This is a genomic window from Pseudonocardia sp. ZF1 (genome assembly GCF_056835605.1).
In genome coordinates this window covers 4407818-4422820 of the sequence record NZ_JAJNBY010000001.1, presented here as the reverse complement: position 1 = coordinate 4422820, position 15003 = coordinate 4407818, and the positions used below count along the sequence as shown (strand labels likewise).

The window sequence follows — 15003 nt, the reverse complement described above, 5'->3', positions numbered from 1 at the left end:
GAGAGGAACCGTCCCAGAGCCATGAGTGTCAACATCTACTACGACGCCGACGCCGACCTGTCGATCATCCAGGGCCGCAAGGTCGCCGTGATCGGCTACGGCTCCCAGGGGCACGCGCACTCGCTGTCCCTGCGTGACTCCGGGGTCGAGGTGAAGATCGGTCTGCCCGAGGGCTCCAAGTCCCGGCAGAAGGCCGCCGACGAGGGCCTCGAGGTCGGCACGCCGGCCGAGGTCTCCGCCTGGGCCGACGTGATCATGGTCCTGGCGCCCGACACCAAGCAGCGCTTCATCTACACCCAGGACATCGAGCCGAACCTCAAGGACGGCGACGCGCTGTTCTTCGGCCACGGCTTCAACATCCGCTACGAGCTGATCAAGCCCCCGGCGAACGTCGACGTGGCCATGGTCGCGCCGAAGGGCCCGGGCCACCTGGTCCGCCGCCAGTTCGTCGACGGCAAGGGCGTCCCCGCCCTGATCGCCGTCGAGCAGGACGCCTCGGGCAACGCCAAGGCGCTCGCGCTCTCCTACGCGGCCGGGATCGGCGGCGCCCGTGCGGGCGTCATCGAGACCACCTTCAAGGAGGAGACCGAGACCGACCTGTTCGGTGAGCAGGCCGTCCTCTGCGGCGGTGCCGCCGCGCTCGTCCAGACCGGCTTCGAGGTGCTGACCGAGGCGGGCTACGCCCCGGAGATCGCCTACTTCGAGTGCCTGCACGAGCTCAAGCTGATCGTCGACCTCATGTACGAGGGCGGCATCGCCAACGAGCGCTTCTCCATCTCCGACACCGCCGAGTACGGCGACCTCACCCGTGGCCCGCGCGTCATCACGCCCGCGGTCAAGGCCGAGATGCAGAAGATCCTGGGCGAGATCCAGGACGGCACCTTCGCCCGCGAGTGGGTGGCCGAGGACGAGGCCGGCCGCGGCAACTACACCAAGCTGCAGCAGCAGGGCGCCGAGCACCCGATCGAGCAGGTCGGCGAGAAGCTCCGCGGCCTGATGAGCTGGGTCGGCGAGAAGGCCAAGTGATCCACTGCCGGACGCGTCCGGCAGGATGAATCGCGCGGGCCCCAGACGGCCCGCGGATGCCCGGGCCCGGACGCACCCATCCGGACCAGGCGACGTGGAACCCCCGTACCGGCGACACCGGGCGGGGGTTTCGCGCGTCCGGTGGGGGTGCCGCGCAACGACCCGTCCGCCCGTCCGGGTCCACGAGGGCCCCCGCGGTCCTAGGATGGTCGACGTTCGCGCACCGACCTCGGGGAGCACTCGCACACCGTGAGCACCGCAGCCACCGACCACCGTCCCGTCGTCCTGCTCGCGGAGACGCTCGCGCCCTCCGCCGTCGAGCTGCTCGGGGACGGCGTCGAGATCCGCCACGTCGACGGCACCGACCGCCCCGCCCTGCTGGCGGCGCTCGCCGACGCCGACGCGCTGCTGGTCCGGTCCGCCACCCGGGTCGACGCCGAGGCGCTCGCCGCGGCCGGCCGCCTCAAGGTCGTCGCGCGCGCCGGGGTCGGTCTGGACAACGTCGACGTCCCCGCCGCGACCGCGCGCGGGGTGATGGTCGTCAACGCCCCGACCTCGAACATCGTCTCCGCCGCCGAGCACGCCATCGCGCTGCTGCTCGCGACCGCGCGCCACATCCCGGCCGCGGACGCCGCGCTGCGCTCCGGGGCGTGGAAGCGCTCGTCCTACGGCGGCGTCGAGCTGGGCGGCAAGACCGTCGGCATCGTCGGGCTCGGCAAGATCGGGCAGCTCGTCGCGCAGCGCCTCGCCGCGTTCGGCATGACGCTGGTCGCCTACGACCCCTACATCGCGCCGTCGCGCGCCGCGCAGCTCGGCATCGAGCTGATGGGCCTCGACGACCTGCTCCGCACCGCGGACATGATCACCGTGCACCTGCCGAAGACCCCGGAGACCCTCGGCCTCATCGGCAAGGACCAGCTCGCGCTCACGAAGCCGGGGGTGCTCGTCGTCAACGCCGCCCGCGGCGGCCTGATCGACGAGGACGCCCTGGCCGAGGCGGTCCGCTCCGGGCACGTCGGCGGCGCCGGGATCGACGTCTACGTCACCGAGCCGACCACGTCGAGCCCGCTGTTCGAACTGGAGAACGTCGTCGTCACCCCGCACCTGGGCGCCTCCACCGCCGAGGCGCAGGACCGGGCCGGGACCGACGTGGCCCGCTCGGTGCAGCTGGCCCTGGCCGGGGAGTTCGTGCCGGACGCGGTCAACGTGCAGATCCACGGCGCCGTCGGCGAGGAGGTCCGGCCCTGGCTGCCGCTGGTGCAGAAGCTCGGCACCACCCTGCACGCCGTCGCCGGGCGCACCCCGACCTCGGTCACCGTCGACGTCGCGGGCGAGCTGGCCACCGAGGACGTCCAGGTCCTCGGCCTGGCCGCGCTGCGCGGGGTGTTCACCCACGTCGTCGAGGACCAGGTGACGTTCGTGAACGTGCCGCAGCTCGCCGAGGAGCGCGGGGTCACCGTGGAGATCACCACCAGCCCGGAGAGCGCCAACCACCGCAGCGTGGTGCAGCTGCGCGGCGCCATGCCCGACGGGGAGAAGGTCACCGTGTCCGGCACCCTGACCGGCCGCGCCGAGGTCGAGAAGCTCGTCGAGATCAACGGACGGCACTTCGACCTGCGTGCCGAGGGCGAGGTCGTCCTGCTGGAGTACGCCGACCGCCCCGGCGTGATGGGCCGGGTCGGGTCGCTGCTGGGGGAGGCCGCGGTCAACATCGAGGCCGCCCAGATCTCGCAGACCACCGACGGCACCGACGCCGTCATGCTCCTGCGGGTGGACCGCCAGATCGACCCGGCGGTGCTGGAGCCGATCGGCGCCTCGGTCGGCGCCCGGACGATCCGGCTCATCTCCTTCGACGACTGAGCGACCGGGCCCGTCCCGCCCTGCGGGAAACGGCTGCGCGGACCCGGCCGGTCGTGGGATCGTGTCTGCTCGCCACGAGCGGAGGGGGACCCGGTGAGCTGGCTGCGGGCACTGGTACTGGCGGGCACGACGGTCGGTGTGGGGTGCCTGGTGCTGCTCGGCGTCGGCTTCGTCACCGGGCTGTCGCTGACCGTGCCCTACGTCGTGTCGGTGATGGCGATCGTGACCGGGCCGCCGTCGGCGACGATGACGATCGGCCCCGGCATGCTCGTGGTCCTCGCCGCGCTCGTCGCGATGATCGAGGCCCCGGGCCGGGTGCGGGCCCGCCGGGCGCTGCCCCGCGCCGGCCACTGAGCCCGGTGCCCCGCGGGGCGCCCGCGCCGGTCCCGGCGGCACCGGCTCCGCCGCGCGTGGGCCGGCCGGGCGCCGGGCTCAGTCGCGCGGCGTCCAGCCCAGCGCGGGTCCGAGCGCGCCGGCGATGTCGGTGACGATCTGGACGTAGTCGTCGTGCGGGAAGCCGAACGGCAGCGCGAACACCGCCTCGTCGACCTCGCGGAACCCGGCGTCGGCCCACAGCCGTTCGGCGATCTCGGCGGAGGTGCCGACCAGATCGCGGGCGAACAGCAGACCGGCCGGGCCCTGCGGGACGCCGACCCGGGCGTCGCGCTCGCGGGCGTAGGCGGCGTAGCGCTCGCGCTGGGCGGGTGTCGCCGAGTCGGTCGGGACGACGACCAGGCCCTGCGACACGCGCCCCGCGGGGTTCGCCTCGCGGTACGCCCGGATCTGCCGGGACTGGATCGCGGCGAAGTCGGTCTCCCCGCCGGAGCGCACCACGTTGCTCGTCAGCAGGTTCAGGCCCTGCCCCGCGGCCCAGACGGCGGAGGAGTCGCTGCCCGCGCCGTACCACATGCGCCCGGCCAGACCGGGGGAGTGCGGCTGCACCCGCTCGGAGAACGACTCGATCCCGACCGTCCCGGAGAAGGTGCTCGCCCGCTCCCCGCGCACCAGGCGCAGCAGCCGCGACACCCGCTCGCGGCCGAAGTCCTCGAGGTCGGCGGTGTCCGGGTAGAGCGCGTCCCGCACGTGCTCCCACTGCATCGGCGGCCCGACCGAGACGCCCGGGTTCAGCCGGCCGCCGGAGAGCACGTCGACCGTCGCGAGGTCCTCGGCGAGGCGCAGCGGGTTCTCCCAGCCCAGCGGGACCACGGCCGTCCCGAGCTCGATCCGCGTGGTCCGCTGGGTCGCCGCGGCGAGCACCGCGACCGGCGAGGAGATGCCGAACTGCAGGTGACGGTGCCGGACGAAGGCCGAGTCGAAGCCCAGACGCTCGCCGAGGGCGATCATGTCCAGGGTCGTCTCGTGTCCGGGGCGGGGGTCGTCGCCGTCGAACGAACCGATGGTGAGGAAGCCGAGGCGACGCAGCGGGCGGTCGGGCGTGGGCACGTCCGGGGCAACGACGCCGTCGTCGCGCTTCTTCCCCACCACCATCCGGACGGGTGACGGCCGCGGCGGCCGTCCCACCCCTCGGAACGGGCCGGAGTCCCCGGAACGGCCGCGTGTCGCGGGTACTCCGACCGCGTGCGGCGCACGCGTCACCCGGACGGGACCACCCCACCGGGTGGCCGAACGATGACCCTGCGTCGGCAGGCGGTAGCGTGCGGCCAGCAGTACGACGAGAGGACGAGGTCATGCGCCTTGCGGTCATCCCCGGTGACGGCATCGGCCCGGAAGTGATCAACGAGGCACTCAAGGTCCTGGGCGAGGTCGCCCGCGACGTGGAGACGACCGAGTACGACCTCGGTGCCGCCCGCTGGCACTCCACGGGCGAGCTGCTCCCGGAGACGGTGCTGACCGAGATCAAGCAGCACGACGCGATCCTGCTGGGCGCGGTCGGCGACCCGTCGGTGCCCAGCGGCATCCTCGAGCGCGGCCTGCTCCTGCGTCTGCGCTTCGAGCTGGACCACCACGTGAACCTGCGCCCCGCGCGGCTCTACCCGGGGGTGCGCGGCCCGCTGGCGGGCAACCCGGAGATCGACCTGGTGGTCGTGCGCGAGGGGACCGAGGGGCCGTACGTCGGCACCGGCGGCCTGCTCCGCAAGGACACCCCGCACGAGATCGCGACCGAGGTCAGCCAGAACACCGCGTTCGGCATCGACCGTGTCGTGCGCGACGCGTTCGCCCGTGCCCAGCGGCGGCCGAAGAAGCACCTGACGCTGGTCCACAAGACCAACGTCCTGACCTTCGCCGGTGCGCTGTGGTCGCGGATCGTCGAGGAGGTGTCGCTGGAGTACCCCGAGGTCTCGGTGGCCTACCAGCACGTCGACTCGACCACGATCCACCTGGTCACCGACCCGGGCCGGTACGACGTGATCGTCACCGACAACCTGTTCGGCGACATCCTCACCGACCTCGCGGCGGCGGTCACCGGCGGCATCGGCCTGGCGGCCAGCGGCAACATCGACGCCAGCCGTACCAACCCGTCGATGTTCGAGCCGGTGCACGGCTCCGCCCCGGACATCGCGGGCCAGGGCATCGCCGACCCGACGGCCGCCGTGCTCTCGGTCGCGCTGCTGCTCGACCACATGGGCCAGCGTGACTCGGCCCGCCGGATCGAGGCCGCGGTCGCGTTCGACCTGGCCACCCGGGACCACGCGGCGACGGGCAACACCTCGTCGATCGGGGACCGGCTCGCCGCGCTCGTGTCGAGCCGTGAGGTCGCCACCAACTGACCCACGCACACACCGACGGGGTGGCACCGGATCTCCGGGGCCACCCCGTCGTCGTGTGCGGGCGGGTCAGACCTGGTTCGACGGACCGGTCAGCAGGGTCACCCCGGCGCCGGCGAAGTTGTCGAGGTCGGCCACGGCGGCCTGTCCCTCGGCGCCGCCCATCCCGGACTGGAACGCCGCCGCGTCGGGGAACTCCAGCACGGCCACGAGGTGGTACGGCGGCTGCGCCCCGTCCGGTCCCGGCGCGGGCCGGGAGACGGTGAACCGCTGCACACCGGGGATCTTCTTCGCCAGCGGGGCGTGCACGGTGTCGTAGTGCCGGTCGAACGCGGCGGCGTCCTCGGGGTGGTTGTACAGAGCGGTCAGCTGGAACACGGGGTTCCTCCTCGCCTCGTCCCGCGACGCTCCGGTGCGCCGCGACTGCCGTCCACCATGGTCCATCCGGCGCCCGCGTGCACCACCCCTCCGTACGGGGTCGATACGCTGGACCGACCATGAGTACTCCAGCCCAGGTCCGGGTGCGGTTCTCCCCGTCGCCCACCGGTACCCCGCACGTCGGCCTCATCCGCACCGCCCTGTTCAACTGGGCCCACGCCCGCCACCACGGCGGGGCCCTGGTGTTCCGGATCGAGGACACCGACGCCTCCCGCGACTCCGACGAGTCCTACCGGGCCCTGCTCGACGCGCTGGAGTGGCTCGGCCTCGACTGGGACGAGGGCGTAGAGAAGGGCGGCCCGCACGGGCCGTACCGGCAGAGCGAACGCGGCGAGGTCTACGCCGACGCCCTGCGCCGGCTGATCGACGCCGGCGAGGTCTACGAGTCGTACTCCAGCGCCGAGGAGATCGAGGCCCGGCACCGCGCCGCGGGCCGTGACCCCAAGCTCGGCTACGACAACGCCGACCGCGACCTCACCGAGGACCAGCGCGCCGCGTTCCGGGCCGAGGGTCGCGCCCCGGTCTACCGGCTGCGCATGCCCGACCACGACATCACCTTCACCGACCTCGTCCGCGGCGAGATCACGTTCCGGGCCGGGCAGGTGCCCGACTTCGTGCTGGCCCGCGGCGACGGCACCCCGCTCTACCCGCTGACCAACCCGGTCGACGACGCGCTGATGGAGATCACGCACGTCCTGCGCGGGGAGGACCTGCTGGCCTCCACCCCGCGGCAGATCGCGCTGCTGGAGGCGCTGGCCCGGGTCGGTATCGGTCACGGCCCCTTCACCTACGCCCACCTCCCGCTCGTCACCGGTGAGGGCAACCGCAAGCTGTCCAAGCGGGACCCGCAGTCGAACCTGTTCCACTACCGCGACCGCGGGTTCGTGCCGGAGGGACTGCTCAACTACCTCGCGCTGCTCGGCTGGTCGATCGCCGAGGACCGCGACGTGTTCTCCCTCGACGAGATGGTCGCCGCCTTCGACGTGTCCCGGGTGTCGAGCAACGCCGCCCGCTTCGACCTGAAGAAGGCCGAGGCGATCAACGCCGCACACCTGCGCCTGCTCGCCCCCGAGGACTTCGCCGAGCGCGTCGTGCCCCACCTCGCCGCCGAGGGGATCACCGACCCCGACCGCTCGGTGCTCGCCGCCGCCGCGCCGCTGGTGCAGGAGCGCAGCCAGGTGCTGTCCGACGCGGCCCGGATGCTGGCCTTCCTCTTCCGCGACGAGGACACCTTCACCCCCGACGACGACGCCGCCGCGAAGAACCTGGGCGCCGACGCGGCCCCGGTGCTGGAGGCCGCCGTCGCCGGGCTCACGGACCTGCCGGAATGGTCGGCCGCCGCGATCGAGGAGTCGCTCAAGACCTCGCTCGTGGACGGTCTGGAGCTCAAGCCGCGGAAGGCGTTCGCCCCCGTCCGCGTCGCCATCAGCGGCCGCACGGTGTCCCCGCCGCTCTACGAGAGCATGGAGCTGCTGGGCCGCGAGCGGTCGCTCTCCCGCCTGGGGGCCGGTGTCAGACGCTCCCAGGGCATGGGTTAGAGTACCTACATCAACGGAGAGCGGGCCTCGCTCCGGAACGGGGCCCGCTTTTCGATGGGGTATGGTGTAATTGGCAGCACGACTGATTCTGGTTCAGTTAGTCTAGGTTCGAGTCCTGGTACCCCAGCGGAGATCACGAATTCTTCGGAATGATGATTTCTGACAATCGGCACGGTCTCGTCCAAGGTCCCGTCGTCTAGCGGCCTAGGACGCCGCCCTCTCAAGGCGGTAGCGCGGGTTCAAATCCCGTCGGGACTACCACGGACTCCCTCACCGGGGGTCCGCAATCGAGATCGAGCCGAATGTCCTGGTCCCGTCGTCTAGCGGCCTAGGACGCCGCCCTCTCAAGGCGGTAGCGCGGGTTCAAATCCCGTCGGGACTACTCCACGAAGGCCCCGCTCCACGGAGCGGGGCCTTCGTCGTGTCCGGGCCTGGTTGCCGAGCGGTCCGGGGAGCCGGTCGGTCGTGGTGACCAGGGCCCCACCGACGCCGACCAACACGGCGCCGGCCGGGTAGAGCGGGCGTGGCCTCTACCACTCGACCAGGCGCCCGGTGACGGGCCGGCCGACCGCCGTCGCGAGGTAGAGGCCGGACACCAGCGCGACCGCGATCAGCGACGAGTTCACCAGGTTCGGCACGGCCCCGCCGATCATGGGTACGAGCTGCCGATTCCTGGTCACTGGGCCGGAGGGACCGGCGGGTTCTGGCCGCCCTCGCCTCCGCCGGGATCGGGTTCCGGCGGCTTCGAGGACGAGGAGGATGACGAGGACGTCGAGCTCTGCGGCGGCGGCGGGGCGGTCGTCGTCGTGGTCACGACCGGCGGCGGCACGGGGGCCGGGGCGTCGGTCGTCGTCGGGGCGACCTCGGTCGGCCGGTCCCTGGTCCGTTCCGGCTCGCGCACCGGTTCCTGGTCGACGGTCGTCGGGGGCGGAGCCTGGGTCGTCGTCGGGATTGCCGGCAGCTCGGGCGTCGCATTGCTGATCGTGCGGTCCTGTGGCCAGAAGAACACCGTGCCCAGCACGGCCAGCGCCGCGACGACCCCGCCGGCGCCGATGAGCAGCGCGGGAGAACGGCGGACGGGTGCGGGCCCGGGGGCGACGGTGGTCTCCCCGTCGTCGTAGCCGCCGTACCCGCCGTAGCCGTGCACGGCGGTCTGGTCGTAGCCCATCGGCGGCACGACGGGGATGCGGTCGGTGGGCGGATCGGCGCGGGCGCCCTCGAGGTAGACGGTGCGGTCCCCGTCGAGCTGGGTCGTGCCGCCGGTCGGCATCCGATCGGTGACCGGGTCCGGGTTCTCCCAGGGCAACGGGCCGGGGTCGGGGGCGAGCGCGGGACTGCTGCTCGCCGCCACCGCGCCGAACCCGCCCGAGCCGGTGCCGGGGACCGGGTCGGCCGGCCCGAGCGCGACGACGGCGCCCTTCGCGATGGTGTTCTTCGGGTCCGCGTCGACCTGCACGGGACGACCGAGCCCGGTGGAGACGAGCTCGGCGACCAGCGGGACCCGCGAGGACCCGCCCACGAGCAGCACGACCGACGGTCCGGACGCGGCCAGCCCGGCCGAGGCGATCGCCCGCTGCAGCGCCTCGACCGACTCCTCCAGCCGGGGCCGGATGCGCTCCTCGAAGTCGCTGCGGTGCAGGCGCACCGTCGTGCGGACCTCGCCGAGCCACACCGGGATCGAGACCTCCGTGTCGGCCGACAGACCCTCCTTGGCCTCGCGGCAGTCGCGGCGCAGCCGGGCCATCGCGGACAGGACGTTCGGGTCGGTCTCGTCGAGCCCCTCGAAGGCGGCCGGGACGGCGTCGCGCACGTGGTCGACGACGGCCTGGTCGAAGTCGGCGCCACCGAGCTGCTCGACGCCCTCGGGCCTGCCGAGCAGCGTGAACCCGCCGCCCGCGGCCTCCTTGCGCACGACGGCGGCGTCGAAGGTCCCGCCGCCCAGGTCGTAGACGGCGACGGTCGCGCCGGGCTCGACCCGCTCGTTCGTCGCGTAGTGCAGCGCGGCGGCCTGCGGCTCGGTGAGGAACGTGACGGTCAGGCCGCGCTCGGCGAGGGCCGCGGCGAACAGGTCGCACTTGTGCGTGCCCCAGGACGCCGGGTGGGTCACCGCGATGCGCTCGGGTGCGCCGCCCTCGGTGCGCGCGACGACGTCGACGACGTGCTCGGCCAGCAGCGCGGACAGCTGCTCGGGGGCGAAGGACAGCTCGCCCAGCGGGATCGGCGTCGGGTCGCCGATGCGCCGCTTGAACTCGCGGGCGACCCGGTCCGGTTCGGTCAGCGCGCGGCGCTCGGCGGCCTCGCCGAACAGCAGACCGCCGTCGGGTGCCACGTAGACCACGGACGGGATGTCGACCGAGTGGTCACCGAGGGTGACCATCTCGACGGTGCCGGAGCCGATGACCGCAGCCGCGGTGCGGGTGGTGCCGACGTCGATGCCCAGCAGGTAACCCATCGTCTCCCCGGTGTGCCGACCATGTCCGAAGGATCCGGCCCGGTGCCGGACCTCCACACGGTAGTGGAGCCCGGAACCGTCCCCTCAGTCGCGTCGGTACCGCAGGCAGGAACCGATCAGGTGAGCCGGTGCTGCAACGCGTCCGCCGCGGCGAGCAGGTCGGCCGCCCAGCGGACCCCCGGACGGCGCCCGATCCGGTCCACCGGCCCGGACACCGAGACGGCGGCGACGACCTGGCCCGCCGCGTCGCGCACCGGGGCCGACACCGACGCCACCCCGGCCTCACGTTCGGCGACGCTCTGTGCCCAGCCGCGGCGGCGGACGTCGACGAGCACGCGCTCGGAGAAGCTCGCGTCGGCGAGGACGAGCCGCTGCGTGGCCGGGTCGCACCAGGCGGCGAGCACCTTCGCCCCGGAGCCCGCGGTCATCGGCAGCCGGGACCCGACGGGCACGGTGTCCCGCAGGCCGGACGGCGGCTCGGCGTGCGCGATGCAGATCCGGTGGATCCCGTCGCGCCGGTAGAGCTGGACGCTCTCGCCGGTGATGTCGCGCAGCCGAGGCAGGACGGCGGCCGCGGCGTCGAGCAGCGGGTCCGGCCGCCCGCCCGCGAGCTGGCCGAGGGTCGGGCCCGGGTGCCAGCGCCCGTCCGGTGTGCGCAGCAGCATCCCGTGCGCCTCGAGCCCGACGGCGAGCCGGTGGGCCGTGGCCCGCGGCAGGCCGGTGCGCTCACAGAGCTCCGCCAGGCCGCACGGCCCCTCCGCCGTCGCCCGGAGAACCCCCACGGCCTTGTCGAGCACGCCGATCCCGCTAGACTGTCCCACGTTCCGATACTAACTTCCCACGATCTGGGAAGTCCACCGCGATCAGATCACAGAGGAGGCGGGCGTGACCACCGCAGAGAAGCCGCGCACGCTGGCCGAGAAGGTCTGGGACCGGCACCTCGTCCGCAAGGGCGAGGGCGACGAGCCCGACCTGCTCTACATCGACCTGCACCTGGTGCACGAGGTCACGAGCCCGCAGGCGTTCGACGGGCTCCGGCTCGCGGGCCGCCCGGTCCGCCGTCCGGACCTCACCATCGCCACCGAGGACCACAACGTCCCGACCCTCGACGTCCTCGCCCCGATCGCGGACGAGGTCTCGCGGACCCAGGTGGAGACCCTACGTCGCAACTGCGAGGAGTTCGGCGTCCGCCTGCACCCGATGAACGACCCCGAGCAGGGGATCGTGCACGTGGTCGGGCCGCAGCTGGGGCTGACCCAGCCGGGCACCACGGTGGTCTGCGGGGACTCCCACACCTCCACCCACGGCGCGTTCGGCGCGATGGCGTTCGGCATCGGAACCTCCGAGGTCGAGCACGTGCTCGCCACGCAGACCCTGCCGCTCAAGCCGTTCCGGACGATGGCGATCGAGGTGACCAGCGCCGACGGCACGCTGCGCCCGGGCGTCACCTCCAAGGACGTCATCCTCGCCGTGATCGCCCGGATCGGGACCGGCGGCGGGCAGGGCCACGTGCTGGAGTACCGGGGCAACGTCATCGACAACCTCTCGATGGAGGCCCGGATGACGATCTGCAACATGTCGATCGAGGCCGGTGCCCGTGCGGGCATGATCGCCCCGGACGAGACGACCTTCGCCTACCTCGAGGGCCGCGACCACGCCCCGGCCGGCGACGACTGGGACTCCGCCGTCGCCGACTGGCGGTCCCTGCGCACCGACGACGGTGCCGAGTTCGACCGGGTCGTGCGGATCGACGCCGACGAGCTCACCCCGTTCGTCACCTGGGGCACCAACCCCGGTCAGGGCCTGCCGCTGGGCGAATCCGTGCCCGACCCGGCCGCCATTTCCGACGACGGCGAGCGCGCCGCCGTGGAGAAGGCGCTGGCCTACATGGGCCTCACCGGTGGGACCCCGCTGCGGGAGGTGCCCGTCGACGCGGTGTTCGTCGGCTCCTGCACCAACGGCCGGATCGAGGACCTGCGCTCGGTCGCGGAGGTGCTCGACGGACGCTCGGTCGCGAAGGGCGTGCGGATGCTCGTCGTCCCGGGGTCGATGCGGGTGCGCTTCCAGGCCGAGGAGGAGGGCCTGGACAAGGTCTTCACCTCCGCGGGCGCCGAGTGGCGCTCCGCGGGCTGTTCGATGTGCCTGGGAATGAACCCCGACCAGCTCGCGCCCGGTGAGCGCTGCGCGTCCACCTCGAACCGCAACTTCGAGGGGCGGCAGGGCAAGGGCGGCCGTACCCACCTGGTGTCGCCGCTGGTCGCCGCCGCGACCGCCGTGCGCGGCACGCTGAGCAGCCCGGAGGACCTGGACTGATGGAGAAGTTCGACACCCACACCGGGATCGGCGTGCCGCTGCGCTGGTCCAACGTGGACACCGACCAGATCATCCCGGCCGTCTACCTCAAGCGGGTCACCCGCACCGGCTTCGAGGACGGCCTGTTCTCCGCCTGGCGCGACGACCCGTCCTTCGTGCTCAACAACGAGCCCTTCGACCGGGGGTCGGTGCTCGTCGCGGGTCCGGACTTCGGCACCGGCTCCTCGCGTGAGCACGCGGTCTGGGCGCTGATGGACTACGGCTTCCGGGTCGTCATCTCGTCGCGGTTCGCCGACATCTTCCGCGGCAACTCGGCGAAGGCGGGGCTGGTGGCCGCCGAGGTCGCCCAGCCCGACGTCGAGCTGATCTGGAAGAAGCTCGAGACCGAGCCCGGCACGGAGATCACCGTGGACCTGGGTGAGAAGACCGTGCAGGCCGGCGACCTGACCGTGCCGTTCGAGATCGACGACTACGCCCGGTGGCGGCTGCTCGAGGGTCTCGACGACATCGGACTGACCCTGCGGCACGAGGGCGACATCACCGCGTTCGAGGGAACCCGGCCCGCCCGGATGCCACGCACTCTGGCCTGATCCGAACACGGGTGGTCACCATGCTCCGACAGATGTCGTGGTGATCACCCGTTCGGACCTGTGCTGACGGACGGTATGCGACCTGGACTCGCGTCGGGATCTGGTGCGCGGCAGGGCCGCAGCCTTACCTTTCGTGACCATGAACAAGGCTCAGCTCGTCGATGCGCTGACCGCCCGGCTCGGAGACCGTCGTGCCGCCACGTCGGCCGTCGACGCGATGGTCGAGGTGATCGTGGACGCCGTCGGCCGTGGTGAGACCGTCACCCTGACCGGGTTCGGGGTGTTCGAGCCGCGACGACGCGCGCCGCGCACCGCCCGCAACCCGCGCACCGGGGAGACGGTGCCCGTCGGGGAGACCGTGGTGCCGTCGTTCCGGCCCGGCGCCGCCTTCAAGGAGCGGGTGGCCGCCAGCGAGGCCGCCGCCGCGAACGCGACCAGCGCCCCCCGCCGTACCGAGCGAGCCGCGACGGGCACCGGTCGCAGCACCGCGACCCGCAAGACGATCCCGCCGGACACCGCGGGCGCTCCGGCCGCCGCGACCGCTCCGGCGAAGAAGGCGGCTGCCCCGAAGAAGGCGGCCGCCTCGGCGAAGAAGCCGGCCCGACGGAAGGCCGCTGCGGAGAAGTAGCCGCGCCACCGCGCCGCCGTGGTCTGCCCTGCCACGCCGTCCTGTGCTCGCCGTCCACGAGTGCGTCGATCAGTACGTGAGTGCTGTCCGACCGGAACGCAGCGACGCTCACGTACTGATCGACGGGGGTCCGTGCAGGAGAGCGGGGGGCGTCGAGTGGGGTCCGGGACACCGCGCCGGTGCGGGTCAGGGCGAGGTGAGGTGGGTGCGTTGGGCGAGCAGGGCGCGGACCGTCCCGACGGTGCGGCGGGCGTTGCGGGTGAGGCCGTCGGCGGTGATCCGGAGGGTCTGCCATCCCAGCGCCGCGGTGCGGGTGTCGCGTACGCGGTCGAGCGGGTCGTCGTGGTGGGCGCCGTCGTACTCGATGGCGAGCAGGGCGTCGGGGTAGGCGAGGTCGAAACGCGCCCAGGGGCGGCCGCGGGCGTCGCACAACGGGAACTGGACCTGCGGGACGGGGAGCCCGGAGAGAACGAGCAACAGCCGTAGCCGGGTCTCGGGTGGCGATTCCGCCCGGGGGTCGGCGAGTGCGACGACCCGGTCCAGCCGGGCCGAGCCCCGCACGTGCGGGTACAGCGACCGCAGGACCAGGAGGTCGGCGGGGTCGAAGCCGGGGCACGGCGCCGTCATCCTGGACAGTCTCGGCTGGTCGGGTGCCGGTGTGCCCTGTACCGGTACGAACACCGGCCGATCCCGTCTGCGGGCGGCGAGCGCGTCGAGGGCGACGACGGCGTCGACGAGCTCGAGCCGCCGGCACAGCTCCCACGCCGTGGCGCGGGGTGAGGTGACCCGGACGCCGTCGCAGAGACCGGGTTCGAGGGGGACGCCCTGGTGCGCGAGCAGGTCCGGGCGGGGCCGGATCCGCCGTGGCGCGACGAGCTCGGCGGGCGCCGTCCACGGCCCGCAGGACGCGCGCAGGATCTCGGCCGCCGAGAAGGCCGACGCCGCGCCGAGGGGCCCGGCGTAGACCGATGCGGCCCGGGCCCGGATCACCGGGGTCATGGGGACCGCCGCAGACACGTACACGTCGGGGAACAGACGCACGAACCGTGGCCCGCGCAGCCGCGCCGGCGTGACGATCCCGCGCGCGACGGCCTCCGACCCCCGGAACGGCTCCTCCACCCGCGCACCCTGCACCCCGGCCCTCGCCCGGCGGGCCGGAACCGGCGCGCCCGTTCGCGATCGCACACGGGACGGCGCCTCCGAGACCGTTCGATCAGTGCACCAGTGCTGCCGACCCGGGGCCGACGAGCACTCAGGTACTGATCGACGCGCGGCCCGGTCACGCTGGGGAAGGGCAGGCGGAACGGCGGGGTGGGGCGATCGGCTCAGCGCGGGGGTCGGGCGCGCGGAGTGACGGGCGCGCGACCGACGGGCGCGCGACCGACGGGCGTGCGGAACCGCGGCCGCACGGAGTGGCGGGCGGTGAGTGGCG

The 15003-nt window shown here is 73.3% G+C and carries 14 protein-coding genes and 3 tRNA genes; 11 read left to right on the top strand and 6 right to left on the bottom strand.

Annotated elements, in window-relative coordinates; genetic code table 11:
• Nucleotides 1-21: 21 nt before the first annotated feature.
• The 3 genes from ilvC (at nt 22) to ZF1_RS21300 (ending at nt 3240) form a co-directional block, all read left to right on the top strand.
• Nucleotides 22-1026, top strand: coding sequence for a ketol-acid reductoisomerase (ilvC, locus tag ZF1_RS21310; RefSeq protein WP_062397153.1), 1005 nt, complete (start codon nt 22-24; stop codon nt 1024-1026).
• A 249-nt stretch (nt 1027-1275) separates the two neighbouring features.
• Nucleotides 1276-2886: a phosphoglycerate dehydrogenase gene (gene serA / locus ZF1_RS21305; RefSeq protein WP_308816744.1), complete on the top strand. Its 1611-nt coding sequence runs from the start codon at nt 1276-1278 to the stop codon at nt 2884-2886.
• A gap of 93 nt (nt 2887-2979) precedes the next feature.
• Nucleotides 2980-3240 carry a hypothetical protein gene (locus ZF1_RS21300; RefSeq protein WP_062397151.1) on the top strand — a complete coding sequence of 87 codons (261 nt, stop codon included), beginning with the start codon at nt 2980-2982 and terminating at the stop codon, nt 3238-3240.
• Nucleotides 3241-3318: 78 nt separating this feature from the next.
• Here ZF1_RS21300 and ZF1_RS21295 read toward each other — a convergent pair whose 3' ends face one another.
• Complete coding sequence (locus tag ZF1_RS21295) at nt 3319-4329, bottom strand: LLM class flavin-dependent oxidoreductase (protein ID WP_482638736.1); 1011 nt, start codon at nt 4327-4329, stop codon at nt 3319-3321.
• A gap of 245 nt (nt 4330-4574) precedes the next feature.
• Here ZF1_RS21295 and ZF1_RS21290 point away from each other — a divergent pair, with 245 nt between their 5' ends.
• A complete protein-coding gene (locus ZF1_RS21290; RefSeq protein ID WP_062397147.1) occupies nt 4575-5615 on the top strand; it encodes a 3-isopropylmalate dehydrogenase in 1041 nt (346 codons plus the stop codon).
• Nucleotides 5616-5681: 66 nt separating this feature from the next.
• On the opposite strand, the gene ZF1_RS21285 is transcribed toward ZF1_RS21290, so the two are convergent.
• Complete coding sequence (locus tag ZF1_RS21285; RefSeq protein ID WP_062397145.1) at nt 5682-5990, bottom strand: EthD family reductase; 309 nt, start codon at nt 5988-5990, stop codon at nt 5682-5684.
• Nucleotides 5991-6109: 119 nt separating this feature from the next.
• Between ZF1_RS21285 and gltX the strand changes: the two genes are divergently transcribed.
• The 4 genes from gltX (at nt 6110) to ZF1_RS21265 (ending at nt 7970) form a co-directional block, all read left to right on the top strand.
• Nucleotides 6110-7588, top strand: a complete 1479-nt coding sequence (gene gltX, locus ZF1_RS21280; RefSeq protein ID WP_482638188.1) for a glutamate--tRNA ligase — start codon at nt 6110-6112, stop codon at nt 7586-7588.
• Between the two features lie 55 nt (nt 7589-7643).
• Nucleotides 7644-7715 (top strand) — tRNA-Gln (locus ZF1_RS21275).
• Nucleotides 7716-7773: 58 nt separating this feature from the next.
• Nucleotides 7774-7849, top strand: a tRNA-Glu gene (locus tag ZF1_RS21270).
• A 48-nt stretch (nt 7850-7897) separates the two neighbouring features.
• Nucleotides 7898-7970 (top strand) — tRNA-Glu (locus tag ZF1_RS21265).
• A gap of 148 nt (nt 7971-8118) precedes the next feature.
• Here ZF1_RS21265 and ZF1_RS21260 read toward each other — a convergent pair.
• The 3 genes from ZF1_RS21260 to ZF1_RS21250 all read right to left on the bottom strand — a co-directional run bounded on the left by ZF1_RS21260 (nt 8119) and on the right by ZF1_RS21250 (nt 10861).
• Complete coding sequence (locus ZF1_RS21260) at nt 8119-8241, bottom strand: hypothetical protein (protein WP_482638187.1); 123 nt, start codon at nt 8239-8241, stop codon at nt 8119-8121.
• Nucleotides 8242-8264: 23 nt separating this feature from the next.
• On the bottom strand, nt 8265-10040 hold the full coding sequence (locus ZF1_RS21255) for an Hsp70 family protein (RefSeq protein WP_482638186.1): 1776 nt from the start codon (nt 10038-10040) through the stop codon (nt 8265-8267).
• 116 nt (nt 10041-10156) lie between these two features.
• The gene (locus ZF1_RS21250) at nt 10157-10861 is read right to left on the bottom strand and encodes an IclR family transcriptional regulator (protein ID WP_062397135.1); all 705 of its coding nucleotides are present in this window, start codon (nt 10859-10861) and stop codon (nt 10157-10159) included.
• A gap of 64 nt (nt 10862-10925) precedes the next feature.
• On the opposite strand from ZF1_RS21250, the gene leuC reads away from it, so the two are divergent.
• From leuC to ZF1_RS21235, 3 genes are all read left to right on the top strand, one after another.
• Nucleotides 10926-12353: a 3-isopropylmalate dehydratase large subunit gene (leuC, locus tag ZF1_RS21245; RefSeq protein ID WP_482638185.1), complete on the top strand. Its 1428-nt coding sequence runs from the start codon at nt 10926-10928 to the stop codon at nt 12351-12353.
• On the top strand, nt 12353-12943 hold the full coding sequence (leuD, locus tag ZF1_RS21240) for a 3-isopropylmalate dehydratase small subunit (RefSeq protein WP_482638184.1): 591 nt from the start codon (nt 12353-12355) through the stop codon (nt 12941-12943). Before leuC ends, leuD begins: the two co-directional genes overlap by 1 nt.
• A 139-nt stretch (nt 12944-13082) precedes the next feature.
• Nucleotides 13083-13571 (top strand): HU family DNA-binding protein, encoded by a 489-nt coding sequence (locus ZF1_RS21235; RefSeq protein WP_482638183.1) that lies wholly within the window; start codon nt 13083-13085, stop codon nt 13569-13571.
• A gap of 186 nt (nt 13572-13757) precedes the next feature.
• Here ZF1_RS21235 and ZF1_RS21230 read toward each other — a convergent pair whose 3' ends face one another.
• On the bottom strand, nt 13758-14690 hold the full coding sequence (locus tag ZF1_RS21230; RefSeq protein ID WP_482638182.1) for an endonuclease domain-containing protein: 933 nt from the start codon (nt 14688-14690) through the stop codon (nt 13758-13760).
• Nucleotides 14691-15003: the final 313 nt, after the last annotated feature.

Excerpts from the sequence above, each read along its gene's own strand:
- ilvC (WP_062397153.1), top strand. The coding sequence starts at position 22 with ATGAGTGTCAACATCTACTACGACGCCGACGCCGACCTGTCGATCATC.
- ZF1_RS21290 (WP_062397147.1), top strand. The coding sequence starts at position 4,575 with ATGCGCCTTGCGGTCATCCCCGGTGACGGCATCGGCCCGGAAGTGATC.
- gltX (WP_482638188.1), top strand. The coding sequence starts at position 6,110 with ATGAGTACTCCAGCCCAGGTCCGGGTGCGGTTCTCCCCGTCGCCCACC.
- ZF1_RS21260 (WP_482638187.1), bottom strand. The coding sequence starts at position 8,241 with ATGATCGGCGGGGCCGTGCCGAACCTGGTGAACTCGTCGCTGATCGCG.
- ZF1_RS21255 (WP_482638186.1), bottom strand. The coding sequence starts at position 10,040 with ATGGGTTACCTGCTGGGCATCGACGTCGGCACCACCCGCACCGCGGCT.
- leuD (WP_482638184.1), top strand. The coding sequence starts at position 12,353 with ATGGAGAAGTTCGACACCCACACCGGGATCGGCGTGCCGCTGCGCTGG.
- ZF1_RS21235 (WP_482638183.1), top strand. The coding sequence starts at position 13,083 with ATGAACAAGGCTCAGCTCGTCGATGCGCTGACCGCCCGGCTCGGAGAC.